Source organism: Zoogloea sp. GDB6, from assembly GCF_056724105.1.
Genome location: NZ_CM161497.1, coordinates 115,014 through 140,905 on the forward strand (window position 1 = coordinate 115,014; position 25,892 = coordinate 140,905).

Consider the following 25,892-nt stretch of genomic DNA (forward strand, 5'->3'; position numbering starts at 1 on the left):
GGGCGTCCCGCCGGAGTGGCTGTGTCAGTGGTGCGTGCAGTATGGGCCACAGTCTATGCGCAGGCGGCGCAGGACGAGGTCCTTGCCTTCCCGGCGCAGCTCGTGGGTGTGGGTTTCGTGGGTGTTGGGGGCGGTGCTGCGGGCGACCAGTCCGCGAGTTTGTCCGCCTTTCTCTTCCTGGGGCTTGAGGCGGCCCCGGCGCAGCAGGTGTTCCAGAAAGGCCCGGGCGGCGTCGGTGGGCGCGGTGTCGGGGGACGAGCCCATGCCCCGCGCTCCACCGGCGACGGCCAGTTGGGCGGCCTGGGATGGTGCATAGACGTGCACCTCCTCGTCGCTGAGGCCGTATTCGGCCACCGAGAGGCTTACGCGTGCCAGCTCGGCCGCCGGTTCGGCCATGCCGCGGGGGCTGGCGGTCTCGGTGGTGGCGGCGGCGGCGGGGGACAGGATGCCGTGGCGGACGAAGGCGCTCTTCAGGGCCTGGGCGTAGGGCAGGGCGGCGAACTGCTGTTTGGCGGCGAGGATCATCTGCGCCGCCACCTGGCTGTAGAAGGCCGGCACCACCGCCGCACTGCCGATGCCGGCGACGAGCAGCGTGGCGGCGTCGTGGCTGGCGCGGAGCAGGCCGTTCTCGTCCTGGCTGGGCTGGGCCTTGAACATGCCGGCCAGCCCTTCGAAGAAGGCGGCGGTGAACACGCGGGAGAAGGAGTGCGCTTCGGCGCTGAGCACCGACGCGGGCCCCGAGCTGGGCAGGTGCTGGGGCGCGGTGTAGGAGAAGGAATTGACCGCGTTGCGCAGGCAGTCGCTCTCGACGGCGTCCGGGTAGCTCTGCCGGATCGCCCAGCCGAGCTGCTCGGCCAGGCGCGACAGGGCGCTGGAGCGGTAGAGCACGCCCTGGGTCTCGGCGAGCGCGCTGTGGCGCACGGAGGGCAGTTGCAGGGCGGTGAGCAGGGCGCTCATGTCGCCGAAGGATTCGTGGAAGGCGGCCACTTCCAGGCTGGCGGCGTCCCACAGCTGCGGTTTGATCGCGTCGAGGAGGGCGTGGCCGAGTTCGTGGCAGACGACGTCCGGGCTTTCGCCGGAATAGAACGTGCGGCCCCGCACGCTGCCGTGGAAGAAGCGCAGGCCGACCCGGTCGTAATAGGCGTTGAGATCCTGCCCGTGGTCGAGATCCACCGGCAGGGTGGCGCCGACCTGCCACTGGACGCCGGCGATGAGGCCACCCCAGAAGTCGGAGCCGCGGCGCAGCGCGTCGGCACAGGCCCAGTAGCGGAACTCGGCGGTGGCGGGCATGTACACCCCGGCGGCGGGGGCGGCGGACGGGTGGGTGATCTTGGTGGGCAGGGGCGTGGCGGACAGCTGGGGGACGCTACGCTGGATCAGCGTGCCACCGTCGGCGGCAGAGCTGGCACCCGGGTCCTGTTCCCAGGCGTTGATCAGGAGGCTGGCCGGTGGGGGCGGCGTCTTTGGTGGCTTCGTGGTCTTCGGCGGCTTGGTGCTGCTCTTGGAGGGTTTCTTGCTGCCCGTATCTGAAGAAGTCTTGGCCATGATCATCCCCATTCCAGGAGTGAGCCCGGCGGTGGGGCCGCGGCGCGGCGCTGTCCGTCCGGGCCGGGTTGTGTGGCCCGCTTGTCTGTCGCCGGCGGGCTAAGGCCAGTCTAGCCCACAATGGGTTAATGTAAATGTGCTTGTGCGGAGGATGCCCCCCGCATGGGAGGGGTCATGTTCCGCGGTTGGCGAGGGACTGGAGCAGCGTCGCAAACAGTTGCTCGGGGGCGAAGGGCTTGGCGATGAAGTCGTCCATGCCGGCGGCCAGGCAGCGCTGGCGGTCGTCGGCAAAGGCGTTAGCGGTCATGGCGATGATCGGTGTATGGGCGTGGCCGGGCAAGCAGCGGATCTGGCGGCTGGCATCGAGGCCGTCGAGGTGCGGCATCTGCATGTCCATGAGGATCACGTCGTAGGGCTGCGAGCGGGCCCGGGATACGGCCTCGAGGCCGTCCACGGCGATATCCACGGCCAGTGCCACGTCCTCGAGGAAGAGCTTGGCGACTTCCCGGTTGGTGGGTTCGTCCTCGACGAGGAGCACACGGCTGCCGGCGAAGCGCTGGCGCAGGGTGCTTTCGGCGTTGGTGAGGTCTGTCGTCGGGTTTGCTGCTCTGGCCGTGTGTGCCGCGTGCTTGAGGCGGGCGGTGAACCAGAAGGTGCTGCCTTCGCCGGGGGTGCTCTCGGCGCCGGTTTCGCCTTGCATCAGTTCGGCCAGCTTGCGGGTGATGGCGAGGCCGAGGCCGGTGCCGCCATATTGGCGGGTGGTGGAGTTGTCAGCCTGTTCGAAAGCCGAGAACAGGCGGGCCAGCGCGTCGGGGGCGATGCCGATCCCCGTGTCCTGGACGGTGAAGCGCACCCACGCGCAGTCGCCGTCGTCTGCAGTGATCTCGCAGTTCAGCCGGATGTGTCCGGCTTCGGTGAACTTCACGGCATTGGCGAGGTAGTTGAGCAGGGCCTGTTGCAGGCGGGTGGCGTCGCCGCGAAGCAGTGGTGCCGGATCAGGCGAGAGGGTGATGCTCAGTTGAAGGTGCTTGCCGTGCACCCGCTCCTGGACCATCGCGGCGGCACGCTGCAGCAGGGCGTGCAGGTCGACGGGGTCGTCGGCGAGTTCCAGCTTGTCGGCTTCGATCTTCGACAGGTCGAGCACGGTGTTGATGATCTCCAGCAGGTGCTGGCTGGCGTCCTCGATCTTGGCCAGGCGGCCTTCCTGTTGCTCGTCCACGCCGTCCCGGCGCAGCAGGTGCACCATGCCGTTGATGGCATTGAGCGGCGTGCGGATCTCGTGGGACATGTTGGCGATGAAGGAGCTCTTGGCCTGATTGGCGGCGATGGCGGCCTCCCTTTGGGCACGGGTGCGCAGGGCCCGGATGCCGAAGCTGAGGTTGGCGGCCAGTTCTTCGAGCAGCGTGATTTCATCCTTGTGGAAGGCATGGGGCTCTGCCGCATAGATGGTCAGCGCGCCGAACACCGTGCCGTCGTGGCGCAGCGGCAGGGCGATCGACGAGCGGTAGCCCCGCTGGGTGGCGGCCGCGCGCCAGGGGCCGAGGCCGGGATTGCTCGCCACGTCCTGATTGATCTGCGTCTCGCCGGACCAGATGGCACTGCCGGTCGGGCCGCGGCCGATGTCCAGGTTGTGGTCCCAGCTGATCCGCACATTGTCCAGATAGCCCTCTTCGTAGCCCGAGCGGGCGACGGGCTGGACCGACTTCTGGGAGTCGTTGTCCGCGTAGCCGACCCAGGCCATCACGTAGCCGCCGGATTCGACCACCAGGCGGCAGATGTGGTTGAGCAACTGGCTTTCGTCATCGCCACGGACCAGGGCCAGATTGCATTCGCTGAGCAGGCGCAGGGCGCGGTTCAGGCGGCGTTGTTCTTCGCTGGCTTTCTTGCGGGCGGAGATGTCGGTATGGATGCCGATCATGCGCAGCGGCTTGCCGGAGGCATCCCATTGCACGATCTTGCCGACGGACTCGAGCCAGATCCAGTCGCCGGAGCGGGTGCGGCGGCGGTATTCCATGCTTTCCGGGCCGCCGCTGCGCAGGCAGGCGGCGAACTTGCGCTGCAGGGCTTCCACATCGTCCGGGTGGATGTTGGCGAACCAGTTGGAGAGGTTGGTTTCGAAGTTGCCGTCGGCGTGGCCGATGATGCTGGCGTAATTGGGGCTGAGGTTTACCCGACCGCTGGGCAGATCCAGGTCGAACCAGCCCTGGTTGGCGACGCCGAGGGCCAGGCGCAGGCGCTCCTCACTCTCGTGCAGGGCCTTCTGGGCTTCGGTCCTGTCGGTGATGTCCTCGTAAATGCCCAGTACCCCGATGATGTCGCCATCGGATCCGGTGAGCGGCACCTTGGAGGAGCGCAGGTAGATCTGGTGGCCGTCCGGCGTGGTCTGCGGCTCTTCGTAGCCGAGCTTGGCCACGCCCGATTCGATGACGGCGCGGTCGTCGGCCCGGTAGATGTCGGCTTCCGGTGCCCAGGTGAGGGCGTAGTCGTCCTTGCCGATCAGTTCCGACGGGGCCGACTTGCCGGCATCCCGCGCGAAGACCGGGTTGCAGCCGAGGTAGCGCAGGTCCCGGTCTTTCCAGAAGACGCGCATCGGCACCGTATCGATGATGGTCTGCAACAATCGACCGGATTTCTCCAGGGCGTCCTTGGCGTCGCTGAGGGCGATCCGGGCCTGGCGGTGTTCGGCCAGTTCGCGCAAGAGGCGCAGGGTGTTGCTGGACAGGGTGGCGTAGATCGACAGGATGATGTCGACCAGTGTGCGGGTGGCCCCGCTCATCTGCCGTGCGGCATGCTGTTTGGCGACTTCCAGCGGCATGCCGTCCTGAATGGCGCGCACGGTGTAGGCCATGGCCCGGTCGGTTTCGAGGATATGGGAGGCCAGCCAGCGGGTCAGGAACCCCAGGGCATCTTCGGCGACTTCCGTTTGCGGGCGGGTGTGCAGGCTGTTGCGGGTCTGCTGGACGTAGCGGATGAAGGAGGCGTGGTTGTTCCGGTGAGCGATTTCGTGGGCGTCGCCCCCCATGAACGTGTTCCAGATCCGTTCTTCGGTCTCGAAGTGATAGACGGTATAGGCAACCAGTTCGTCGAACAGCGGCGCCAGGTCCAGCTCGTCCGCTTCCTGCGTGAGCTGGCCGGCCAGCCGGTTGAGCAGATGCACCAGCTTGCGGTGTTGCTCATCGATGGTGGGCAGGCCCGTGTTGAAGTTATCGTCCCACGGAAAAATGTCGATGGTATTCATGGCGGGGCTGCGACGGCGGCGTGCAGTGGATTATTGCCCGAATTGGGAGGGCGTGCGGGTCAAATCGTGTGAGCGGCCGGACCTTTTTCGTATCTTTGCCGCCGGTGCCGGGTGCTCTGCGTTGCGGATGGGTAGGGAGGCCGGGTACAGTCGCCCGGTCGTCGTCGGGTGGTGATCCATGAACAAACTGGTTGCGGAACTGCAGCGGCTCTTTTTCTATCCCGGCTTGTCGCCGGACGAAGAGGCCTTGCTGAGCGGTGTGGCGCAGGTCTTCGATCCGCTGGGGCCGGACGGGCAGCTGCGGGCGATGGTGCTGGGGGTGAGCGGTGCGGACGCCTGGGATTGCGTCGCGGCCCTGTGGCAGGCGGTGCAGGATGATCTGCAGTTGCCGGCGCCGGTGATGGCGGTAACGGGGGCCGATGGTTTCCAGCTGTGGTTTTCGCTGGCGGATCCCGTGCCGCTGGCGAAGGCGGGCAGTTTCCTGGCCGGGTTGAGCCGGCGTTATCTGGCCGAGGTGCCGACGGCGCGGTTGGCGCCGTGTCCGGGAACGACGGTGCACGTGGTGCCGGGCATCAACGTCGCCAGCGGCAAGTGGTCGGCCTTCATCGATCCGTCGATGGGCCGCGTGCTGGCCCATGAGCCGTGGCTGGACATCGCGCCGAATCCGGAACGCCAGGCCGACTTGCTGGGCAATTTCCTGCGCATCGACCGGATGGCTTTCGAGCGGGCGCTGGTGCAATTGGCGCCGCCGCCGGTGGTGGCTGCGCCATCGGTCGTGGCCGAGGTGCAGTCCGGCTTGCCGGTACTGCCGACGATGGGCGGCACCGAAAGGCTCGGCGTCGAAGGCCATTTCGGCGATCCGCAGAGCTTCCTGCTGGCGGTGATGAACGACCCGACGGCCAGCGCGGCGCATCGCATCGACGCGGCGAAGGCTTTGTTGCCGTACTGGAAGTAGGGCGCCGTTCACGCAAAACGGGCCGTCCCGAGGGGCGGCCCGTTGCGTTTCTTGCAGGCTGGCTGACTGAGGTTCAGCCGAGCTTCTTCTTCAGCAGCTCGTTCACCTGGGCCGGGTTGGCCTTGCCTTTGGAGGCTTTCATGCACTGGCCGACCAGCGCGTTGAAGGCCTTTTCCTTGCCGGCGCGGAATTCCTCGACGGACTTCTGGTTGGCGGCCAGCACTTCGTCGATGATCGCCTCGATGGCGCCCGTGTCGGTGACCTGCTTGAGGCCCTGGGCTTCGATGATCGCGTCAGCGGACTCGCCTTCCTTGTTCCACAGCGCCTCGAAGACCTTCTTGGCGATGGCGTTGGAGATGGTGTTGTCGGCGATGCGCTGCACCAGACCGGCCAGTTGCGCTGCGCTGACGGGGCTGGCGGTGATGTCCAGCTCGGCCTTGTTGAGGCGCCCGGCGAGTTCGCCCATCACCCAGTTGGCGCAGGTCTTGGCGTTGGCGGCACCGGCGGCGGCAACGGTGTCGAGGTAGAACTGGGCCACTTCGCGGCTGGCAGTGAGGGTCGTGGCGTCGTAGGCGGACAGGCCGTATTCGCCCTGGAAACGGGCCGACAGGGCCTCCGGCAGCTCCGGCAGCTCGCCCTTCACGCGCTCGATCCACTCGCTGGAGATCACCAGCGGCAGCAGGTCGGGGTCGGGGAAGTAGCGGTAGTCGTGGGCGTCTTCCTTGCTGCGCATGGCGCGGGTTTCGCCGGTGTCCGCGTCGAACAGCACGGTGGCCTGCTGGACCTTGCCGCCGTCCTCGATGAGATCGATCTGCCACTGGATCTCGTAGTCGATGGCCTGCTGCAGGAAGCGGAAGCTGTTGAGGTTCTTGATCTCGCGGCGGGTGCCGAACTCGGCCTGGCCGCGGGGGCGCACGGAGACGTTGGCGTCGCAGCGGAAGGAGCCTTCCTGCATGTTGCCGTCGCAGATGTCGATCCAGCGCACCAGCGCGTGCAGGGCCTTGGCGTAGGCCACGGCTTCGGCCGACGAACGCATGTCGGGCTCGGAGACGATCTCGAGCAGCGGCGTGCCGGCGCGGTTGAGGTCGATGCCGGTCATGCCGTGGAAGTCTTCATGCAGGCTCTTGCCGGCGTCTTCTTCCAGGTGGGCGCGGGTCAGGTTGACGACCTTCTCGTAGGCGCCGCCCTTGCCATCCGGTACCTGCAGGGTGATCTGGCCGCCCTGGACCACCGGCAGCTCGTACTGACTGATCTGGTAGCCCTTGGGGAGATCGGGGTAGAAGTAGTTCTTGCGGGCGAAGACGCTCTTCGGCGCGACGGTGGCGCCGATGGCCAGGCCGAAGCGGATGGCCCGCTCGACGGCGCCCTTGTTGAGCACCGGCAGCACGCCGGGCAGCGCGATGTCCACCGCGCAGGCCTGGGCGTTGGGTTCGGCTCCGAAGGCGGTGCTGGCGCCGGAGAAGATCTTGGACTGCGTGTTGAGCTGGGTGTGGATTTCCAGCCCGATGACGACTTCCCAGTCGGTTCTGCTCATGTTTGCTCTCTAGATTTTTTGGTCGTTCAGTCGCACTTGCCGGTGTTCTTGTCGATCAGCAGCGGCCACACGTAGTCGTGGGCGCTGGACGGGGAGCACATGCTGTAGCAGCCGGCGAAGGCGACGGTGATCTGTTCGCCCTGTTCCCACATCCGCACGCGGCAGTCGCGGGGGCCTTCCAGTTCGACGGACGGCAGGGCCTGGGTTTGATGGAAGCTGGCCAGCTCATAGCGGCAGATGCCGTGCTTGGGCATGGTCAGTTCGACGTTGAGGGCCCGCACCTTGGATTCGCTCACGTCCACGGTGGCCTTGCCGGAGCTGCCGGTCTCGTCGCGGAAACGGCAGTCGGTGGCGACCGTGAAGGTGCGCAGCGGCATCGGCTTGAGGCGACCGGACGGGGCAGCCAGTACCTCGGCCGGCTGCTGTTCGGCTGCCGGGGCCGGCGGCGCCGTCGAGGGGCGCGGTGCGACCACGCTACAGCCGGCCAGCACAGCCACGGCCAGGCCGGCGGCGATGCGGGCGATGGAGGCGCGTGGCAGGGTGGTCATGGTGCGTGCCTTCACAGGCCGGCGGGTACCCGGGTGTGCCAGTCGGTGTGCTGCTGGTACTGGTGGGCCGCGTTCAGCAGGCGGGCCTCGCCGAAGTAGTTGCCGATCAGTTGCAGGCCCACCGGCAGGCCGCCGGCGCCAAAGCCGGCCGGGTGCGACAGGCCGGGCAGGCCGGCGAGGTTCACGGCGATGGTGTAGATGTCGGACAGGTACATCTGGACCGGGTCGTCGCTCTTCTCACCGATGCCGAAGGCTACCGTCGGGCTCACCGGGCCGGCGATCAGGTCGCACTGCTGGAAGGCGGCGGCGAAGTCGTTGGCGATCAGGCGGCGCAGTTTCTGGGCCTTGATGTAGTAGGCGTCGTAGTAGCCGTGGGACAGCACGTAGGTGCCGACCAGGATGCGCCGCTTGACCTCGCTGCCGAAGCCTTCGGCGCGGCTCTTGCAGTACATGTCGTTGAGGTCGCCGTAGTCGGCGGCGCGGTGGCCGTAGCGCACGCCGTCGAAGCGGGACAGGTTGGAGCTGGCCTCGGCCGGGGCAATCACGTAGTAGGCCGGGATCGCCAGGCGGGCGTTGGGCAGGCTCACCTCGACGGTGGTGGCGCCGAGCTTGCGGTATTCGGCGATGGCGGCGTTGACGGTGGCGCGCACGTCGTCCGACATGCCTTCGGCGAAGAACTCCTTCGGCAGGCCGACGCGCAGGCCGGCGAGGGGCTTGGCGAGGTCGCGGCCGAAATCTTCGGCGCCCTGTTCGAGGCTGGTGGAATCGCGCGGGTCGTGGCCGGCCATGGCGGACAGCAGCAGCGCACAGTCTTCGGCGCTGTAGCCGAAGGCGCCGCCCTGATCGAGCGACGAGGCGTAGGCGATCATGCCGTAACGGGACACGCGGCCATAGGTCGGCTTGATGCCGGTAATGCCGCACAGGGAGGCCGGCTGGCGGATCGAGCCACCGGTGTCGGTGCCGGTGGCGATCGGCACCATGCGCGCCGCGACCGCCGCGGCGGAGCCGCCGGACGAGCCGCCAGGCACCTTGTCGGTGTTCCAGGGGTTGCGGGTCGGGCCGAAGTGGGAGTTCTCGTTGGAGGAGCCCATCGCGAACTCGTCCATGTTGGTCTTGCCGACCATCACCGCGCCAGCGGCCTTCAACAGGCTGACCACGTGGGCGTCGTAGGGGCTGACGAAGTTGGACAGCATCTTCGAGCCACAGGTGGTGAGCACGCCTTCGGTACAGAAGACGTCCTTGTGGGCCAGCGGGATGCCGGTCAGCGGACCGGCGGTGCCGGCGGCGAGGCGTTCGTCGGCGGCCTTGGCGGTGGCCAGCGCACCGTCCCGGTCGACGGTGACGAAGGCGTTGATGCGGGCGTTGCCGGCTTCGATGCGGGAAAGGCTCTCGGTGGCGAGTTCGACGGCGGAAACCTTCTTGTCGCGGAGGGCCGCGGCGATGTCCTTGAGACTGGATTCGATCATGGTGCGTGGGGCTGCGGTTTGAGCGGTGCTGGGGCGCCGGCCAGGCCGGCGGCGATCAGAGTCCGGTGGCGGGCCTTATTCGATGACCTTCGGCACCAGGTACAGGCCGGCTTCGGTCTGCGGTGCGACGGCCTGGAAGGCGGCGCGGCGGTCGGTTTCGCTGACCGCGTCGTCGCGCAGGCGCTGGGCCAGTTCCTGGGGGTGGCTCATCGGCTCGACCCCGTCGGTATCGACCGCCTGCATCTCCTCGATGAGGCCGAAAATTCCGTTCAGTTTGGCCTGCGTGGCCTCGGCGTCGCCAACGGCGAGTTCGAGTCGGGCGAGCTTGGCGATATGGCGGACTTCGTCGAGGGAAAGAGACATGGCTATTTACAAAGTTGCTTAAACGACAAAGGTTTGTAGGTTATCATAAGCGATTCTTCGATTGCCCAATTCCCACCTCCAACCCCTACGGTTTCCGGGATTCTCCACCGATGTTTGGTTCTCTGCGCTCCTACTTTTCGAATGACCTCGCCATTGACCTTGGCACCGCGAACACGCTGATCTACGTCCGGGGGAAAGGCATCGTTCTCGATGAGCCGTCCGTGGTCGCCATCCGCACCGAAGGCGGGCCGAACGCCAAGAAAACCATTCTTGCCGTGGGGATGTCCGCCAAGCAGATGCTGGGCAAGACGCCGGGCAACATCACGGCCATCCGGCCGATGAAGGATGGCGTGATCGCCGACTTCACCGTCACCGAGCAGATGCTCAAGCAGTTCATCAAGAAGGTCCATGACACCCGCCTGTTCTCCCCCAGCCCGCGCATCATCATCTGCGTGCCCTGCGGGTCGACCCAGGTGGAGCGCCGGGCGATCCGCGAATCCGCCCTCGGCGCCGGTGCCAGCAATGTGTACCTGATCGAGGAGCCGATGGCGGCGGCGATCGGTGCCGGCATGCCGGTGGCCGATGCGACCGGCTCGATGGTCGTGGATATCGGCGGCGGCACCACCGAGGTGGGCGTGATCTCCCTCGGCGGCATGGTCTATGCTGGCTCGATCCGCGTCGGTGGCGACAAGTTCGACGAATCCATCGTCAATTACATCCGCCGCAACTACGGCATGCTGATCGGCGAAACCACCGCCGAGGCGATCAAGAAGGGCATTGGCTCGGCCTTCCCGGGTTCCGAGGTGCAGGAGATGGAAGTCAAGGGCCGCAATCTGGCCGAGGGCATCCCGCGCGCCTTCACGATTTCCTCCAACGAGATCCTCGAGGCGCTCACCGAGCCCCTTAACCAGATCGTTTCTGCGGTCAAGATCGCCCTCGAGCAGACGCCCCCCGAACTGGGCGCCGACATCGCCGAGCGCGGCATGGTGCTGACCGGCGGTGGCGCGTTGCTGCGTGACCTGGATCGCCTGCTGATGGAAGAAACCGGCCTGCCGGTGATCGTTGCCGACGATCCCCTCACCTGTGTGGTGCGCGGCTCGGGCATGGCCCTCGAAAAGATGGACCAGCTCGGCTCCATCTTTACCAGCGAGTAAGCGTCGGCGACGACCGGGGCGCCTGCGGTGAACGCTTCGTTCATCCGCATGCGCCGGCGACCCGGGCTGGTCCCGGGCACGGTCGTTGCGTGATCGCAAGCGAACTGCCCCATGGTCGGTCATTCGCCTCCTCCTTTCTTCAAACGCGGGCCCGCGCCGCTGGCCAAGCTCGTGTTTTTCGTGCTTGTCTCGCTGGGGCTGCTGGTCAGCGATCTCAACCTGCGCTACCTGGAGGCCTTCCGCCAGGGGCTGTCGGTGCTGGCCTATCCGATGCAGATGGCGGCGGCCACGCCGGCGGATTTTGTGCGCAACGCTTCGGACTACTTCGCGTCGCTGGTGCGCCTGCAGATCGAGAACAAGGAACTCAAGCGCCAGCAGCTGCAGGGCGCCGAGCGCTTGTTGCGCCTCGACCAGATTGAGCAGGAGAACCGCCACCTGCGTGAGCTGCTGGAGGTGCGCGAGCGCCAGAAGGTCAATACGGTCGTTGCCGAGATCATGTACACCGCCAAAGACCCGTTCTCCCGCAAGGTGATTCTCGACAAGGGTACCCAGGCCGGTATCGAGGCCGGGCAGGCGGTGGTGGACAACGTCGGCGTGGTCGGCCAGATCACCCGCGTGTTCCCGATGCAGTCCGAACTGACGCTGTTGACCGACAAGGATCAGGCGATTCCGGTGATGATCGTCCGCAGCGGTCTGCGGGCAGTGCTGTTCGGTTCGGGCAACGGTCTGATGGAGCTGCGCTACCTGGCGGCCAATGCCGACGTGCAGCCCGGCGACAAGGTGGTGACCTCGGGCCTTGACGGCGTCTTCCAGTCGGGGCTGCCGGTGGCGACGGTGGCGCGCGTGGAGCGCGACCAGGCGCAGGCCTTCGCACGCATTCCATGTCTGCCGGCGGCCGGCGTCGAGCAGTTCAGCCACGTGCTGGTACTCGGTCAGCGGGCCAATGTGCTGCCGCGGCCGCCGGAGCCGGAAGTCATCAACAAGGGCAAGGGGCGCAAGTCCCGGGCGGTGAAGGACTAGGCGATGCAACCGACTAACCGTTCGAGCCGAATCCTGCTGCCGGTGAAGATGTGGTTCGTCTATACGACGCTCTTCATCGCACTGTTCCTCAATTACATCCCGACTGGCCATCTGCCGGCGGTGCCGGATTTCGTGGCGCTGGTTCTGGCCTTCTGGTGTGTCCGCGAGCCGCTCAAGATTGGCATTGGTGCGGGTTTTGTTTTTGGTCTGCTGACTGACATCGGTGTCGGTGCGGCGCTGGGGCAGCATGCTTTCGCCTATGTGCTGCTGGCCTATGCCTCTAATGAGCTGGCCCGCCGGGTGCTGTGGTTCACACCGGTGGAGCAGGCTTTGCACGTGCTGCCGCTGCTTTTCCTGACGCAGGTCGTGATGGTCGTCGTGCGCCTGCTGGCGGGCGCCGAGTTCCCCGGTTGGTGGATGTTCTTCGGCAGCTTCGTCGGTGCGGCGTTGTGGATCCCGTTGCACTACGTGCTGTTGCTGCCCCAGTACCAGCCGGTCGAGCGGGACGAGAACCGGCCGATCTAGCGCCGGCGACATGTCATGAGCGGTATTCGTACTCCTGAGCAGGAATTGGCCCGTTTCCGCAACCGCCTGGCGGTGGCCGGCGTCGTGGCGGTGGTGTGCTTCGTACTGCTGGCGGCGCGTTTCTTCTACCTGCAGGTGCTCCGCTACGACTACTACTCCACGCGAGCCGAAGACAACCGGATTTCCCTTGTGCCGGTGGTGCCTAACCGCGGGCTCATCCTTGATCGCAACGGTACGGTGCTGGCCCGTAACTATTCGGCCTACACGCTCGAGATCACGCCGTCCAAGGTGGCGGACCTGGATGCGACCATAGAGGCGCTCTCCAAGCTGGTGGACATCCAGCCGAAGGACCGCCGGCGTCTCAAGAAGCTGATGGACGAGAGCAAGAGCTTCGAGTCGCTGCCGATCCGCAACCGCCTGTCGGACGAGGAAGTGGCCCGCTTCATCGCTCAGCGCTACCGGTTTCCGGGCGTCGAGCTGAAGGCCCGTCTGTTCCGCGATTATCCAATGGGCAATCTGGGTGCCCACCTGGTCGGCTACATCGGTCGCATCAACGATCGCGATCTGGAGCGTATCGAGGAGAATGACGATTCGGCCAACTACCGTGGCACCGACCACATGGGCAAGGCCGGTCTCGAGAAGAGCTACGAACGGGAGTTGCATGGCACGACCGGTTTCGAAGAGGTTGAAGTGGACTCCGGCGGCCGGGCGGTGCGGGGCTTGCGGCGGACCAATGCGACACCGGGCAACAACCTGATCCTGACCGTCGACCTGAAGCTGCAGGAGGTGGTCGAGAAGGCCTTCGGCAATCGTCGCGGGGCCCTGGTGGCCATTGAGCCGGGTACCGGCGGCATCCTGGCGCTGGTGTCGGTGCCGACCTTTGATCCCAACCTGTTCGTGGATGGCATCGGAGCGCAGGACTGGGATGAACTGAACAACTCGCCCGATCATCCGCTGGTCAACCGGGCCCTCAATGGCGCCTATCCGCCAGGCTCGACGTTCAAGCCCTTCCTTGCCCTGGCGGCGCTGATGAGCGGCAAGAGAACGCCTGGCCAGGCGATCGCCGATCCGGGCTTCTATGATTTCGGTGGTCACCATTTTCGCGACGACAAGCCGGGTGGCCACGGCATGGTGGATATGTACCGTTCCATCGTGCAGTCCTGTGACACCTACTATTACCGCCTGGCCAACGACATGGGCATCGACCTGATTGCGTCGATCATGGGCCAGTTCGGTTTTGGTAGCCGCACCGGCATCGACATCGAAGGTGAGAGCACCGGCGTGCTGCCGTCGCCGGAATGGAAGCGCAAGCGTTTCAAGCGGCCGGAGCAGCAGAAGTGGTTCGGTGGTGAGACGATCTCCATCGGCATTGGTCAGGGTTACAACGCCTATACGCCGCTGCAACTGGCCCATGCCACCGCCACGTTGGCGGCGGGCGGTGTGATGTACAAGCCGCACTTGGTCAAGTACATCGAAAGCGCGAAGGATGGTTCCCGCCGCGCCATCGAGTCGGAGCCGATCAAGACCATCCCGATCAAGCCGGAGCACCTGGAGACGATCCGGCGGGCGATGGTGGGCGTGAACAAGGAGGGGACCGGCGCACGGGCCTTCGCTGGTGCCCCCTATCTGGCGGCTGGCAAGACCGGCACGGCCCAGGTGTTTTCGCTGAAGGGCGGCAAGTACTCGGCGAAGATCAATGAGCGTCTGCGCGACCATGCGCTGTTCATTGCCTTCGCGCCGGCTGACAAGCCGACCATCGCACTGGCGGTGCTCGTGGAGAACGGCGGCTTTGGAGCCCAGTCGGCGGCTCCGATCGCCCGTGCGGTGATGGATTACTACCTGCTCGGTAAGCTGCCGGCCGGGATGGCCGCTGAAGATCCGGCGGCGGAAGGTTCGACGGGGGATGCCGGCGGTGACTGACTTCCGCTTCAGTCTCCGTAAGTGGCTGGCAGGAGTCCTCTCGCCGCTCGATGGGCCATTGGCCCTGATCGTGTTGGCGATCCTGAGCTTTTCCACGGTGGTTATGGTCAGTGCCTCGCCGGATCGCCTGGATACCCTCGCGATGAATATCGGGGTGGCTTTCGTGGTGATGTGGACTGCCGCCCGTATTCCGCCCCAGCGCATGATGAGTGTGGCCTTGCCGCTGTACGTGCTGGGCGTGCTGCTACTGATCGGTGTGGCCTTGTTCGGTGATGTCTCGAAGGGGGCTCGGCGCTGGCTGAACATCGGCGTGGCGCGTATCCAGCCGTCCGAGCTGATGAAAATCGCAATGCCGCTGATGCTGGCCTGGTACTTTCAAAGCCGGGAAGGCATGTTGCGGGTGCGGGATTTCTTCGTGGCAGCGGCGCTGCTGCTGGTGCCGGTGGGCTTGATCGCCAAGCAGCCCGACCTGGGCACGGCGATCCTGGTGGCTGCGGCGGGTTTCTACGTGCTGTTCTTCGCCGGCCTGACCTGGCGTCTGATCCTGCCGGTGGCGCTGGTCGGCATCGTTGGTGTCGGGGCCATTGTCGCGATGGGCGACACCATCTGTCAGCCGGATGTGGTGTGGCCGGGCCTGCGGGATTATCAGAAACACCGGGTGTGCACGCTGCTCGATCCAACGTCCGATCCGCTAGGCAAGGGCTTCCACATCATCCAGTCCACTATTGCCATCGGTTCGGGTGGGGTGCTGGGCAAGGGCTGGGGCAAGGGTACCCAGACACACCTGGACTTTCTGCCTGAACGTCATACGGACTTCATCTTCGCAGTGCTCACCGAAGAATTTGGACTTGCCGGCGCCCTGCTTCTTGCGGTACTTTATATCCTGTTGATTTTTCGCGGCCTTTTTATTGCCGCTGGTGCCCCGACCCTGTTCTCGCGCCTGCTTGCTGGCGCCCTGACGCTGATCTTCTTCACTTATGCGTTTGTGAACATGGGCATGGTGAGCGGAATCCTCCCCGTTGTTGGAGTTCCGCTGCCTTTCGTCAGTTACGGCGGCACTGCACTCGTTACCCTTTGTCTCGGCGTTGGGATGCTCATGAGCATACAGCGTCATCGGCGTCGGGTAGGCACCTGAACCCGCGCGCGCTGATGCGCGTGCCCGAACAGGAAGAGCGTCATGCCCCCTGTAGCGATTTTTCGTCGCGCCGGCCTTGCGCTGGTGCCCTTTGGTAGCGCCCTGCTCCTGACCGGCTGTGCGGGCCTCCCGCAACAAGGTTCGGTGGCCGATGCTCCGGCTGCCGGGGTTCTGCATGCCCAGACTCTGCAAACGGGCCTCAGGCCGGCTCAAGTGTCGTCCTTTACGAGTGGTCGCTTGCGTTATGGAGCAGGCGAGGATGCGTCGGCTCAGTCCGACGAAGGCGGAGAGCTGATCGCCCCGGTGTATGAAGGGGGCGACTACGCGCTCGCCCGTGGTGCCGTGCTGGGGAACAATGCCAGTGCCTTCCGCGAGAGGGGGACGGCTAGCTGGTACGGCAAGGCCCTGCAGGGGCGCCGTACGTCCAGCGGTGATCCCTACGACATGTACGCGCTGACCGGTGCCCATCCGACCCTGCCGATCCCCAGCTATGTGCGGGTGACCAATCTGGCCAACGGGCGTTCGGCTATCGTCCGTATCAATGATCGCGGCCCGGTTCATCCTGGGCGGATCATCGATCTCTCCTATGCCGCCGCCTACAAGCTCGGCTTTGCCGACCAAGGGCACGCCAGTGTAGAGCTTTCCCTGGTCCTGCCCGAAGGGGTGGCGATGGTCCAGCTCCGTCGGCCGGTGCCGCCGCTGGCACGCCGGAAGGTGGCTGTGCCGGCTGTCGTGCATGCGTCCCGTCCGCAGCCGGCTGCTCCAGCCGGTGTGGTGGCGGCTGTGCCGGCTCCCGCTGTGCCGCGGGTTGCGCCAGAGCCCGTGGCGACGACGGCGGCGGTGCCGCAGCTTGCACAGAGCCAGAGTTACTCCAGCGTGCCGCGCCCGGAGCGTGAGGGGGTGTTCCTGCAGTTGGGGGCGTTTGCCTCGTCCGTCAATGCCGAGAACTTCAAGGGCTTCGTCGAGCACGAGCTCAAATCGCTCAAGGAGTCCGTGTCGGTGCTGGCTTCCGAGGGTAAGTACCGGCTTCAACTGGGACCATTCGCGTCCGCACTGGAAGCCCGGGAGATGGCCGACCGCATTGCCACGACCTTGAAGTTGAAACCGGTCGTCAAGGGGCGGGCTGATTGAGCGTCAGCCAGTGCCCCCTTTGCTGAGTGACACCCTTCACATGGGAAGGGTGACTTTGCCGGCTTCGTGTTCCGGGTGTTGAGCCTAAGCTTCAGGGCTACGGGTCGAGTCAAGTTGTTCCCTATGGCTCTTTTAATTCGATGGCCCGTGCTTTCCGGACGCATGGAACTATGGCCCACCTACTTCATTACCGCTCTGCATTGCCCTGTGCCGCTGCCAACCTGAGTTCCAGCGATTTGCCGGGTAGTAGCGAGATCTGCCTGGAGTTCGATCTGGAGGATATTCCGGACGAAATCGATCTGCTCGCGGTGCTTTGGGGGCATATCCGCAGCTATCGCCTTCAGTTTCATCCGAGCCGCTTGCCGGGGCATTGAATTGCGCGCGCCTCCAAATGAAATGGGCCGCCAATGCGGCCCATTTCATTGCGGGAAGATCAGTACGGAGGGGTGCAGCCGGCGGGGTACCAGATCCTGATGGGAACTCCGCCGATCCAGACGATGTACGAGCCTTGGCAGGGTGTGCCGTCCTTGGCCTTGGGGCCGTCGGAGCTGCCTTGGGCGTTGCCGCTTTCACATTCCGGCAGCGCGGTCTTCTTGGCCTTGGCCGCATCAGTTGCCAGCTTGGACATTACACAGGCCTTGGCAGGCTTGCCCTTGGCGTCGAGCGGGATGACCTCCCCGTTCTTACCGAAAACCACGGCACCGGTGATGTCGGCAGGGGCCAGCGTGCCCTTGGTGAATTGCCCCAGGTTGCCGGCGGCAAAGGCAGGCGCTTGGATCAGCGCATAGCCCATCAGGCCAGCGGCGATCAGCGTGAGTTGCCGGAAGGTGCGTTGCGTCGGAAACAGCCTCATTCTTTTGGTTCTCCAGATGGTTTATACGATGGACGACCAGCAAGCTCCGTGTTCAGAAACGCAGGTTGCCCTGCAGCAGCGCGGTGCGCTGGGGGTAGAACAGGGGGACCCGAGGGTCGCCGTTCAGGTCGGTATTCTGAAAGCGGAATTGACGGTCGAATACATTGTATATGCCAAGAGACAGGGTCAGGCGATTGCTCGCCATGGGCACCGAGAAACGAAGGTTGGTAACCGAGAACTTCGATTGGGCGCGGGTTTCGCTCCCCGCACTGGACAGCAGTGCAGCATGCTGGTCGACGGTCCAGTGCTCGAGCAGGGTGTCGGTGGGGCCGGTCTTGAACCACAGCCGGGCCGGAATCAGATTGGTACGGACCTTGTAGGGATTGAAGCTGTCTCGCAGGGCAGTGTTGTCCGGGGCCTTGATTTCTTCATGGCGCCATTCGAGGCTGAACGCAACCTTTTGGCCGAGAGGCAGGGTGAGATGCGCACGATGAAGTTGCTCTTTCCAGGCCTCGAGGTCGTTGGAACTGCTGAAGAAGTCCGGTATCGGTACATCCATGTGGCGGGCGGAGACTTCCAGACCGGTGTTGACTCCATTGCCGAAGCGTTGTTCGACACCCGCAGCAGCGCGCCGCCAACGGGTGCCGTTGGTGTCGTCGAAGACTTGGTTGAAGCCGGCAAACTGCGTGGGGGCGAGGCTTTCCCGATCGTATTTCGAGCCGGAAACACCCTGGAAGAACGCTCCGCGCAAGGTGGTGCCGTTGTTCAAGCGAGCAACGATCCCCAGCTTGCCGTTGATGCGTTCGCTCTTGGTGTTGTTGAGTTCGTCCAGACGGACATACTCGGCGCCGCCATGTAGGGTGACGACCGGGGTCAGCCTCCACTGGCCATAGCTGAACACGGTGTCTCGGTCGCTCCGGAGCTGCACAGTCGGGAGCGTATAGGCGCCCAGGATCATGTCGGGGGCTGCGCTGGGGGCGAAGGATAGATTAACGTCGCGTGCTCCGGCTAGGCGGAAGGCCGTGGCGCCGGTGGTGACGTTACCCCAATCCCGTTGCAACGAATACAGGGCTGACATGGCTTTGCTGCGCTGTCCCAGCGTTGCATCGGCGTTGTTGTCGAGCCCGCTACTCTGGAAGAGATCCTCGACGCGCTCCCGGATGCGCTGGGTATTGGCTTCGGCGATGAATTCTTCGCCGTTGCCAAAGGTATGGCGGAGGGCAACGCGGTACAGGTCGTTGATGATGCGATGGTCTGTATTGATCGGGCCATCGAACAAGGACCTGTCGAGATCGCCGCCGTTGCGCTCGCTGTGACGGATCTCTCCCAGGACCATGGTATCGGACGTCAGCGCAAACTGAGCATTGACGCGGCCACCACTGAGATGGGTGTCGGCCATGCGTTCGTCGAGGCCGCGGCCGCGGTAGTCGAAGGCGCCGACGGAGATCTGCCCGCGCTCCCAGGAATGGGAGGCTACCAGGCTGCCGGACTGGGTTTCCCGGGTTCCTGTCGCCAGTGTGGCTGCGAAGCGGTCGGGCTTGCGGTCGAAGAAGGAGGTGGCTTCTTCCGGGGACGCGGCACGCGGTCCGTCGAGAGTGGGCAGCGGCGGCATCACGAACTGAGGCGGCAGGGGCCACTGGCCGATAGGCTGACGCAACTGGGCCTGTAGCAGTTCGCCCAGACGGGCCGTCTCGAAGCGTGGTGTTTCCGCGTAGGCGTCGGCCAACAGGCGATGAGCCGATGTGCTCTGCACGTCGTCGTCGAGCGCGTTGATCGCCGTCGCCTGGGCCGCGGCGGCAAAGCCGACCTGCTGGTAGGCTGCGCCGAGACTGGCTGTGCGTGCGGCACGGTCCTGGTCGAGCAGTTCGCTGGAACGCATGATGCTGCGGTTGTCGTTGCGGGCCAGGGCCTCTTCTCCGTTGCGGATGGCGGCCAAGGGTTCGCGTTCCAGCAGCTTCAGAAAGGCGTCGAAGTACCAGGGCGTCGGCGAAGCCGGATCGAGGCGACGGGCCAGATCGAACTGGGCGCCGGCTACCTTGTTGCGTGCTTCCTCCAGATACGCGCGCCCGAGGTAGCTGCGAAGCTCGGCATTGCTGGGGTCGAGGAGGGCGGCGATTTCGACTTCACGGCGCCCGCCTTCGGTGTCGCCGAGGCGCATGAGTGCCAAGCCGAGCCCGAAATGGGTCAAAGGATCGCTGTCGTCAGTCTCGAGTGCTGCCAGGAATTCGCCACGGGCGGCTTCAGTCTCGCTGCGCAGCAGGCGAGCGAAGGCGGCTAGCGCACGGGCACGCTGGGTGTCAGGATCCAGGGACAGGACGCGGCGGGCGGCTTCTCCGCCTGCGGTAGCATTGCCTAGATTCAGTTCGAGCTCTGCACGCCGTGCCCATGCTACCGGATCGTTGGGGGCCAGCAGGGTGGCATGCTCTGCCACGGCACGTGCTTCCGGCAGGTGGCGGGTGGCTTGCAGGACGTAGCTCAAGGCCAGTTGGGCGGCAACGGACGTTTCGTCGAGGGCGACCGCTTGCCGGGCTGCTGCTTCCGCCTGGGCATTCTCATTGCGGGCTACATGCACGATGGCCGAGGTTGCCGCCAGCGACGGGTGGCTTTGCTGGGAGTGGGACGACAGCAGTGCGGTGGCTTCGTCTACTCTGCCTAGGCCGAGGAGGATGCCGGCTTTGAGGGCGGCGACTGTGGGATCGGTGGTCGGTGTCTGTCCGAGGGCGTCGAGGGCTGCCAGGAAATGGCCCCGATCGGCTTCACGCTGGGCTGTTTCGAGTTTCTGCCGCAGTGCCTCGGGGTGGTGGGAAAGCTCCCTGCTGCCAATGCGCGCGACCTGGGGATAGTGAATGGCCCAGGCGACCGCATCCAGGGGGCGTACCGTGATGCTGCCGGGTGCGCTGTCGGCGCGGGCCTCGATGGCGTCGCCAGGCCCCAGGATTTTCTCGCCTGCGGCATTGCCGGTTCGGACGCGGCCTTCGGCGACTACGACCTGGGCGTCTTGCTCATGGCTGGCGACGGTGAACTCGGTTCCGTCCACCATTGCATTGACGAACGGCGTGATCACGCCGAAGCGTTTGCTGAAGCGGCTGATGACGTGAACGATCCCGCGGCTGAGGCCCAATTCCCCGCTGTCGGCGGTTGGCGGTAGTGTCAGCGTGGTGTTCTGGTCCAGACGGACCAGAACATTCTGGCTCAGCACCACAGCTGCGCGACCAGGGCCACGTACGGCAACCTGGTCGCCTGGACACAAGGGTTGACGGAGCGTCGCAGCCTGCCAGTTACCGCCGGTGTTGCTGCGGACTTCGACTCGTCCTTCGACGGCGGTCAGGGTACCGGCTTTCGGTTCGCAGGCAGCCCCCGCTTCGAGCGCCACGACGGCACACGCAACAGCTAGGCCAAGCTGGTGTGGGCGTAGCGAAAAAATGCCCTGGGTTGGAAGGGTAGGCTCCATTACAACTGTACCGAATCGAATTTGTGAAGCATTTGACTAGATGTTTGAGACGCCATATTAACTGCAAATCGCCGCGAAATGCGCATTTGACCGTTCTTTAAGTCATTGTCTTGTTGAGAAAAAATGCTGATTGTATCGATCTGTTACATGACTTTCGATGTAGGTCTATTTGCTGGTCATGACGATATGCCCATCGCCGTCGGGAAGCGGTGAGCCAGCCAGGCGGTCATGACAGCGCTGCAGGTAGAAGCGCGCCGGACCATCGTCCGGCTGCTGTTCCAGTAGACGCTGCAGGTGGGGAATTGCGGACTCCGGCGCGTCGCTGATGTAAGCGTTGCGCGCCGTTTCGAAGGCATTTCCCAAGTCCGGAGAGAGTGGTACGGGAAGGATTTCATGGAGTTCCAGCGGCGCCCGCTTGCCGATCAGGGCGAAAGCCCCGAGGGCGCGGGCATAACCCTGTTCGGCGCTGTCACGGCCGTGAGATACGACGGCCGCAGACGCCAGGATGCGCGTCCCGAGGGGCTTGTTGCCGCCCTGGATGCGGCTTGAAGTATTGACGATGTCGCCGACCACGCGTAATTCCCGATGCTGATCGCTTCCGACTTCACCGAGAAAAACCGGGCCATAGTGGAGACCGAAGCGTGTTTTCAGTGTGCCTGGTGCCTGGTTCTCGTTCATGCGCAGATGCAGTGCCAGTGCCGCGGCCCGAGCCCGGCTGCAGGCGTCCGTGGCCGAGTCATCGGCCAGCCACAAGCACATGGCGGAGTCGCCGACGATGTCCATGACATGGCCGCCGTGGGCTTCGACGAGCGGGATGAAAATCTCGAAATACCGGTTCAGCGTGTCGCGGGTGGCTTCGGGGCTGAGACCCTCGGACAGGCTGGTGTAGGATTCGATATCGCTGCACAGGCAAACCCCGTGGACGGTACGGCCGCCATCCTGATCCTGCAGAAGCGCTGCGAGTTTGGCATTGCCCTGGCGACTGAGCCCCCGGTCGAGGGCCCTGACGAGTTGGCGTTCCCGTTGCCGGGCGGCGCGCATCTGCAGGGTGATGCCCCCGACCGAGGCAATCAGGGGGGCAATGATGACGGGCAGGATTACGGGTAGCCATAGATACGCCCAGGTGAAGCAGGCCCAGGCGATGACGAGCCAGCCAAGGGCAAGGCCCAGCGTGATCGCCAGGGCTCGTCGAGCGCCGGCAAAGCGCCACGGTAGTGCGAGCAGCAGTCCCCAGATGAGTACTCCAGCGGCCGCAGCCCCTGTGGGGGGGCGCTCCAGGCTGGAGTCTTCGAGCAGATTGCCCAGCGCGGTGGCGCATAGTTCGACGCCGCTGATGTCGAGGCCGTCCGGCGTGCTGTAAGGTGTCCGGAACATGTCGGCCTGGCGCGACTGGTTGAATTCGGAAAAGCCGATCAGTACCGCCTTGCCACGGAATGCTGCGTCCCCGGCCGATGGGTCGGTGAGCAGTTCCAGGGCGGTGGAATAGGGGATCGTGCGAATGCTGCCGATCGGGCCATAGAGGTTGAGAATGCGGCGTTGCGCATCCGCCGACCGGGCGTCGTGATGACCCATGCGCCGAGCCATCAGGAATGGGAGGGAAGGTCGGTCGCCAACGCTTGGGACGGCACTCCAGAATTCGATGACGCCGTCCGGCGTTTTCGGCATGATGAAGGGGCCGTTGGCCCACGCAGCATCGCGCAGCAAGGGTTGGGCTTGGGTAAGGCGGTCGATGCTGGCCAGGATTTCACCGTGGGGGCCGGTGACGGACTCGCGGCTGATGCCTTCAATGAGTGTTACGTTGCCCGCTTTGCGCAAGGCCGCAGCCAAGGCTTGATCGTCGGCGGGTTCGCGTTCCCTCTCGAAAAGCACATCGAAGCCGATCGCTTTGGCACCCCGCTCGGCCAGGCCGTTGACGAGGCGCGCATGTAAGATGCGGGGCCAGCGTTCGGGACGTGGAGACTGACCGAGGTCCCGGGCTGAGCGGGAATCGAGGGTTATAATCGTAACGGATTCAGGCGCCGGGCGAGGACCGCGGAGCGCGTAAAGCAAATCGAGGCCTGCGCCGTTCTCGAGTTCCTGGGCTGGCGAGAAAAAAACTACTGCCAGCACCAGCACGGTGCTCAGAAGAAGTCCGGCGAGGGGTTTGTCGGGGAACGGCACGGGACAGGTCAGAACTGTTCGGTCATGGGGGAAAGTCGGTGATGTATCTCGAGCGGGTGGATCTGTTTGCGGGCCTGAATGACATACAGGTCAAGACGCTGAAGGAGCGTTCGCGCATACGCAGCTTTGCGGCCAATACCATCGTGGTCAACGAGGGGGATGAAGGCAGCAGTCTGTTCGTTGTGCAAAGTGGGTCCCTCAAGGCTTTTCTCACGGATAACAATGGGCGGGAGGTCACCCTTTCCCTCCTCGATCCGGGGGATTACTTCGGCGAACTCGCCCTGCTGGACGATTCGCCGCGTTCCGCATCCGTCATCGCGGTGACGCGCAGTGAAGTATTGCAGATTCCGCGCACGGCCTTCCTGAGTCTGATCGAGTCTGATCCGACCTGCATGCAGATGGTAGTACGCAACCTGGTAGCACGGATCCGCCTGCTCACTGACAACGTCCGGGCGCTTGCGCTCGTCGATGTGTTCGGGCGGATCGCCCGGCTCTTCGAAACGATGGCCGTCGAGCGGGATGGCATGATGCTGATCGACCGCCGCCTGACCCAGCAGGACCTTGCCAATATGGTGGGAGCCTCGCGGGAGATGGTGAATCGCATTCTCCGCGATCTTGTTGCCGGTGGTTACATCGAGATCGAGCAGCAACGCATCATCCTGTGCAAGAAACTGCCCCAGAGCTGGTAAAGAATGGCGGAAGTGGTCTGGGGGGTGAAAGCCCTTCTGATGGTAAGGAAATCTAGCACGCCCGGACTACACTGAAAGCATCGACGGGAGGAATATCATGAGCTTCATCGATTCGCCCATCAGTCGTTGCGAAGCCGTCCGCGAGATGGTTTTGACCGATCAGACGCAGCGCCAGTGTGCCTTGGAGCACGGCTGTCCTCCGGGCCGTGAGTGCCCGCTTGATACTTGTTTTGCCGAGATTTCCGGTGTGACGGAAGCCGCCACGTTGCAGGAGCTCGCTGCTGCCGACGCAGCCCATCGCCGCAAGCCCTGACTGCGCAATGGCCAATCGGACTCTCGGTACTCGTCAGAAGCTGGTGTTCCGTAATCCGGACGGTGTCCGGAAGAGCGGGCCCAGGAATCCCCTTGTCGTTCCGGCCTTGCTGCGCAAGGCGGGTCCCCATGAACAGTCGCGTGGGGCCAAGCGGCAGGAGGCCAGGCGCTCTCTGCTCAAGCAGTTGCTGGGGCAGGACAAGTCGTAGGGGCGAGTGAACTCGCCCGCACAAGCCTTTTCGCTTACTTCAGGTTCAGCTTCTCGAGCAGCCCATCGAGCTGGTCCAGGCTGCCGAACTCGATCGTCACTGCGCCGACCCCTTTCTTGTTGGCCTTGATCTTCACCGTTGCGCCGATGCGGTCGGCGATGTCTTCCTGCAGGCGCAGGATGTCCCGGTCAGGTGGCGGGGGCGGTAGCTTGTTGTGGGGATTGAGTACCTGATTCACCAGGCGCTCGACGTCGCGTACCGACAGGCCCTTGGCGGCAATCAGGTTGGCCAGGCCGATCTGCGTAGCGCCATCGAGGGGCAGCAGCGCCCGGGCATGGCCCATGTCGATGTCGCCGGCCATCAGCAGTTCCTGCACCGGCGGGGCCAGTTGCAGCAGGCGCAGCAGGTTGGAGGCGGCCGGGCGGGAGCGCCCGACGGCGTCGGCGGCCTGCTGGTGGGTCATGCCGAACTCGTCGATGAGGCGCTGGATGCCGGCGGCCTCTTCGAGGGGGTTGAGGTCTTCCCGCTGGATGTTCTCGATGAGGGACATCGCCAGCGCGGCTTCGTCCGGAATATCCCGCACCAGGCAGGGCACGGCGGACAGGCCGGCGATCTGAGCGGCGCGCCAGCGCCGCTCGCCGGCGATGATCTCGTAGCGCTTGGCGTCGAAGGCGCCGCCGATCTGGCGCACCAGGATGGGTTGCATGACCCCCTGGGATTTGATCGATGCCGCCAGCTCCTCCAGGGAGCCCGGATCCATGCGCGTGCGCGGCTGGTACTTACCGGGTTGAAGTTCGGAGGCGGGCAGGATCTGCAGTTCGCCCTCGGCCTTTTCCGGCTCGGCATTGCCGCCGAGGAGCGCGTCGAGACCGCGGCCGAGGCCTTTGAGTTTCGGAGATGCCATGGTGTCGGTTAGAGAGTTTTGACCCGCTGGATCAGTTCTTTGGCGAAGGCCAGGTAGGCTTGTGCGCCCTTGGCGCTGCGGTCGAACACCACGCCGGGCACGCCATGGCTGGGGGCTTCGGCAAGGCGCACGTTGCGCGGCACGACGGCCTTGAAGACCTTGTCGCCGAAGTGCGATTCGAGCTGGGCGGAAACCTGCTGCTGCAGCGTGACGCGGGGGTCGAACATGACGCGCAGCAGGCCGATGATGCCCAGCTCGCGGTTCAGGTTGGCATGCACCTTCTTGATCGAGTTGACCAGGTCGGAAAGGCCTTCCAGCGCGTAATACTCGCACTGCATCGGGATGATGACGCCGTGGGCGGCGCACAGGCCGTTGAGGGTCAGCAGCGACAGGGACGGCGGGCAGTCCACGAGGATGAAGTCGTATTCCTGGGCGTGCAGCGCGAGGGCGTCGCGCATGCGGTTCTCACGCCGCTCCAGGCCGACCAGTTCGACTTCGGCGCCGGCCAGATCGCGGTTGGCGGGGATCACGTCGTACTTGCCGGCTTCCGAGCGCACGCGCGCCTCGGCGACGGTGCACAGGCCGACCAGCAGGTGATAGACCGATTTGCCGAGGGTGCGCTTGTCGATGCCGCTACCCATCGTTGCGTTGCCCTGGGGGTCCAGGTCGATCAGCAGTACCCGCTGCTTGGCGGCCGCCAGGCCGGCGGCGAGGTTGACACAGGTGGTCGTCTTGCCGACGCCCCCCTTTTGGTTGGCGATGCAGAAAATGCGGGCCATG

At 64.9% G+C, this 25,892-nt stretch carries 21 protein-coding genes; 10 read left to right on the plus strand and 11 right to left on the minus strand.

The annotated features are described in order from the left end of the window. Positions 1 to 24: 24 nt before the first annotated feature. Positions 25 to 1,545, minus strand: coding sequence for a gluzincin family metallopeptidase (locus AC1PQG_RS00570; RefSeq protein WP_481120746.1), 1,521 nt, complete (start codon positions 1,543 to 1,545; stop codon positions 25 to 27). Positions 1,546 to 1,717: 172 nt separating this feature from the next. Further along, complete coding sequence (locus tag AC1PQG_RS00575; protein WP_481120747.1) at positions 1,718 to 4,783, minus strand: bacteriohemerythrin; 3,066 nt, start codon at positions 4,781 to 4,783, stop codon at positions 1,718 to 1,720. A 178-nt stretch (positions 4,784 to 4,961) separates the two neighbouring features. Between AC1PQG_RS00575 and AC1PQG_RS00580 the strand changes: the two genes are divergently transcribed. Further along, on the plus strand, positions 4,962 to 5,738 hold the full coding sequence (locus AC1PQG_RS00580; RefSeq protein ID WP_481120748.1) for a hypothetical protein: 777 nt from the start codon (positions 4,962 to 4,964) through the stop codon (positions 5,736 to 5,738). A 73-nt stretch (positions 5,739 to 5,811) separates the two neighbouring features. On the opposite strand, the gene gatB is transcribed toward AC1PQG_RS00580, so the two are convergent. The 4 genes from gatB to gatC form a co-directional block, all read right to left on the minus strand. Next, positions 5,812 to 7,272, minus strand: a complete 1,461-nt coding sequence (gatB, locus tag AC1PQG_RS00585) for an Asp-tRNA(Asn)/Glu-tRNA(Gln) amidotransferase subunit GatB (protein WP_481120749.1) — start codon at positions 7,270 to 7,272, stop codon at positions 5,812 to 5,814. 26 nt (positions 7,273 to 7,298) lie between these two features. Beyond that, the gene (locus AC1PQG_RS00590) at positions 7,299 to 7,820 is read right to left on the minus strand and encodes a hypothetical protein (RefSeq protein WP_481120750.1); all 522 of its coding nucleotides are present in this window, start codon (positions 7,818 to 7,820) and stop codon (positions 7,299 to 7,301) included. Between the two features lie 11 nt (positions 7,821 to 7,831). Continuing rightward, positions 7,832 to 9,286 carry an Asp-tRNA(Asn)/Glu-tRNA(Gln) amidotransferase subunit GatA gene (gatA, locus tag AC1PQG_RS00595; protein WP_481120751.1) on the minus strand — a complete coding sequence of 485 codons (1,455 nt, stop codon included), beginning with the start codon at positions 9,284 to 9,286 and terminating at the stop codon, positions 7,832 to 7,834. A gap of 75 nt (positions 9,287 to 9,361) precedes the next feature. Then, complete coding sequence (gene gatC, locus AC1PQG_RS00600) at positions 9,362 to 9,649, minus strand: Asp-tRNA(Asn)/Glu-tRNA(Gln) amidotransferase subunit GatC (protein WP_481120752.1); 288 nt, start codon at positions 9,647 to 9,649, stop codon at positions 9,362 to 9,364. Positions 9,650 to 9,759: 110 nt separating this feature from the next. On the opposite strand from gatC, the gene AC1PQG_RS00605 reads away from it, so the two are divergent. The 7 genes from AC1PQG_RS00605 to AC1PQG_RS00635 all read left to right on the plus strand — a co-directional run bounded on the left by AC1PQG_RS00605 (position 9,760) and on the right by AC1PQG_RS00635 (position 16,908). Continuing rightward, positions 9,760 to 10,803 (plus strand): rod shape-determining protein, encoded by a 1,044-nt coding sequence (locus AC1PQG_RS00605; protein ID WP_079434790.1) that lies wholly within the window; start codon positions 9,760 to 9,762, stop codon positions 10,801 to 10,803. 111 nt (positions 10,804 to 10,914) lie between these two features. Further along, positions 10,915 to 11,823, plus strand: a complete 909-nt coding sequence (mreC, locus tag AC1PQG_RS00610; protein WP_481120753.1) for a rod shape-determining protein MreC — start codon at positions 10,915 to 10,917, stop codon at positions 11,821 to 11,823. A gap of 3 nt (positions 11,824 to 11,826) precedes the next feature. Then, on the plus strand, positions 11,827 to 12,348 hold the full coding sequence (gene mreD / locus AC1PQG_RS00615) for a rod shape-determining protein MreD (RefSeq protein ID WP_481120754.1): 522 nt from the start codon (positions 11,827 to 11,829) through the stop codon (positions 12,346 to 12,348). A 15-nt stretch (positions 12,349 to 12,363) separates the two neighbouring features. Beyond that, the gene (mrdA, locus tag AC1PQG_RS00620; protein WP_481120755.1) at positions 12,364 to 14,268 is read left to right on the plus strand and encodes a penicillin-binding protein 2; all 1,905 of its coding nucleotides are present in this window, start codon (positions 12,364 to 12,366) and stop codon (positions 14,266 to 14,268) included. Next, positions 14,261 to 15,403, plus strand: a complete 1,143-nt coding sequence (rodA, locus tag AC1PQG_RS00625) for a rod shape-determining protein RodA (protein ID WP_481120756.1) — start codon at positions 14,261 to 14,263, stop codon at positions 15,401 to 15,403. Before mrdA ends, rodA begins: the two co-directional genes overlap by 8 nt. A 42-nt stretch (positions 15,404 to 15,445) precedes the next feature. Next, a complete protein-coding gene (locus AC1PQG_RS00630; RefSeq protein ID WP_481120757.1) occupies positions 15,446 to 16,534 on the plus strand; it encodes a septal ring lytic transglycosylase RlpA family protein in 1,089 nt (362 codons plus the stop codon). 170 nt (positions 16,535 to 16,704) lie between these two features. Then, positions 16,705 to 16,908: a hypothetical protein gene (locus AC1PQG_RS00635; RefSeq protein ID WP_481120758.1), complete on the plus strand. Its 204-nt coding sequence runs from the start codon at positions 16,705 to 16,707 to the stop codon at positions 16,906 to 16,908. 59 nt (positions 16,909 to 16,967) lie between these two features. Here AC1PQG_RS00635 and AC1PQG_RS00640 read toward each other — a convergent pair whose 3' ends face one another. The 3 genes from AC1PQG_RS00640 to AC1PQG_RS00650 all read right to left on the minus strand — a co-directional run bounded on the left by AC1PQG_RS00640 (position 16,968) and on the right by AC1PQG_RS00650 (position 22,998). Then, positions 16,968 to 17,387: a hypothetical protein gene (locus AC1PQG_RS00640; RefSeq protein WP_481120759.1), complete on the minus strand. Its 420-nt coding sequence runs from the start codon at positions 17,385 to 17,387 to the stop codon at positions 16,968 to 16,970. A gap of 52 nt (positions 17,388 to 17,439) precedes the next feature. After that, complete coding sequence (locus AC1PQG_RS00645; RefSeq protein WP_481120760.1) at positions 17,440 to 20,760, minus strand: FecR domain-containing protein; 3,321 nt, start codon at positions 20,758 to 20,760, stop codon at positions 17,440 to 17,442. A gap of 243 nt (positions 20,761 to 21,003) precedes the next feature. After that, positions 21,004 to 22,998, minus strand: a complete 1,995-nt coding sequence (locus AC1PQG_RS00650; protein ID WP_481120761.1) for a CHASE2 domain-containing protein — start codon at positions 22,996 to 22,998, stop codon at positions 21,004 to 21,006. A gap of 41 nt (positions 22,999 to 23,039) precedes the next feature. Between AC1PQG_RS00650 and AC1PQG_RS00655 the strand changes: the two genes are divergently transcribed. Together AC1PQG_RS00655 and AC1PQG_RS00660 are read left to right on the plus strand one after the other, a co-directional pair. Next, the gene (locus AC1PQG_RS00655) at positions 23,040 to 23,687 is read left to right on the plus strand and encodes a Crp/Fnr family transcriptional regulator (RefSeq protein ID WP_481118186.1); all 648 of its coding nucleotides are present in this window, start codon (positions 23,040 to 23,042) and stop codon (positions 23,685 to 23,687) included. A gap of 97 nt (positions 23,688 to 23,784) precedes the next feature. Next, the gene (locus tag AC1PQG_RS00660) at positions 23,785 to 24,000 is read left to right on the plus strand and encodes a hypothetical protein (protein ID WP_481120762.1); all 216 of its coding nucleotides are present in this window, start codon (positions 23,785 to 23,787) and stop codon (positions 23,998 to 24,000) included. A gap of 242 nt (positions 24,001 to 24,242) precedes the next feature. Here the strand turns inward: AC1PQG_RS00660 and AC1PQG_RS00665 are convergent, their stop codons facing one another. Both AC1PQG_RS00665 and AC1PQG_RS00670 read right to left on the minus strand, forming a co-directional pair. Continuing rightward, the gene (locus AC1PQG_RS00665; protein WP_481120763.1) at positions 24,243 to 25,112 is read right to left on the minus strand and encodes a ParB/RepB/Spo0J family partition protein; all 870 of its coding nucleotides are present in this window, start codon (positions 25,110 to 25,112) and stop codon (positions 24,243 to 24,245) included. 8 nt (positions 25,113 to 25,120) lie between these two features. Next, complete coding sequence (locus AC1PQG_RS00670; protein ID WP_079434801.1) at positions 25,121 to 25,891, minus strand: ParA family protein; 771 nt, start codon at positions 25,889 to 25,891, stop codon at positions 25,121 to 25,123. Position 25,892 lies beyond the last annotated feature (1 nt).

What these genes read in the sequence shown, in the direction of transcription:
- AC1PQG_RS00570 (WP_481120746.1), bottom strand. Translation starts at nt 1,545, where the DNA reads ATGGCCAAGACTTCTTCAGATACGGGCAGCAAGAAACCCTCCAAGAGC.
- AC1PQG_RS00575 (WP_481120747.1), bottom strand. Translation starts at nt 4,783, where the DNA reads ATGAATACCATCGACATTTTTCCGTGGGACGATAACTTCAACACGGGC.
- AC1PQG_RS00580 (WP_481120748.1), top strand. Translation starts at nt 4,962, where the DNA reads ATGAACAAACTGGTTGCGGAACTGCAGCGGCTCTTTTTCTATCCCGGC.
- gatB (WP_481120749.1), bottom strand. Translation starts at nt 7,272, where the DNA reads ATGAGCAGAACCGACTGGGAAGTCGTCATCGGGCTGGAAATCCACACC.
- AC1PQG_RS00590 (WP_481120750.1), bottom strand. Translation starts at nt 7,820, where the DNA reads ATGACCACCCTGCCACGCGCCTCCATCGCCCGCATCGCCGCCGGCCTG.
- gatA (WP_481120751.1), bottom strand. Translation starts at nt 9,286, where the DNA reads ATGATCGAATCCAGTCTCAAGGACATCGCCGCGGCCCTCCGCGACAAG.
- gatC (WP_481120752.1), bottom strand. Translation starts at nt 9,649, where the DNA reads ATGTCTCTTTCCCTCGACGAAGTCCGCCATATCGCCAAGCTCGCCCGA.
- AC1PQG_RS00605 (WP_079434790.1), top strand. Translation starts at nt 9,760, where the DNA reads ATGTTTGGTTCTCTGCGCTCCTACTTTTCGAATGACCTCGCCATTGAC.
- mreC (WP_481120753.1), top strand. Translation starts at nt 10,915, where the DNA reads ATGGTCGGTCATTCGCCTCCTCCTTTCTTCAAACGCGGGCCCGCGCCG.
- mreD (WP_481120754.1), top strand. Translation starts at nt 11,827, where the DNA reads ATGCAACCGACTAACCGTTCGAGCCGAATCCTGCTGCCGGTGAAGATG.
- mrdA (WP_481120755.1), top strand. Translation starts at nt 12,364, where the DNA reads ATGAGCGGTATTCGTACTCCTGAGCAGGAATTGGCCCGTTTCCGCAAC.
- AC1PQG_RS00630 (WP_481120757.1), top strand. Translation starts at nt 15,446, where the DNA reads ATGCCCCCTGTAGCGATTTTTCGTCGCGCCGGCCTTGCGCTGGTGCCC.
- AC1PQG_RS00635 (WP_481120758.1), top strand. Translation starts at nt 16,705, where the DNA reads ATGGCCCACCTACTTCATTACCGCTCTGCATTGCCCTGTGCCGCTGCC.
- AC1PQG_RS00640 (WP_481120759.1), bottom strand. Translation starts at nt 17,387, where the DNA reads ATGAGGCTGTTTCCGACGCAACGCACCTTCCGGCAACTCACGCTGATC.
- AC1PQG_RS00655 (WP_481118186.1), top strand. Translation starts at nt 23,040, where the DNA reads ATGTATCTCGAGCGGGTGGATCTGTTTGCGGGCCTGAATGACATACAG.
- AC1PQG_RS00660 (WP_481120762.1), top strand. Translation starts at nt 23,785, where the DNA reads ATGAGCTTCATCGATTCGCCCATCAGTCGTTGCGAAGCCGTCCGCGAG.
- AC1PQG_RS00665 (WP_481120763.1), bottom strand. Translation starts at nt 25,112, where the DNA reads ATGGCATCTCCGAAACTCAAAGGCCTCGGCCGCGGTCTCGACGCGCTC.
- AC1PQG_RS00670 (WP_079434801.1), bottom strand. Translation starts at nt 25,891, where the DNA reads ATGGCCCGCATTTTCTGCATCGCCAACCAAAAGGGGGGCGTCGGCAAG.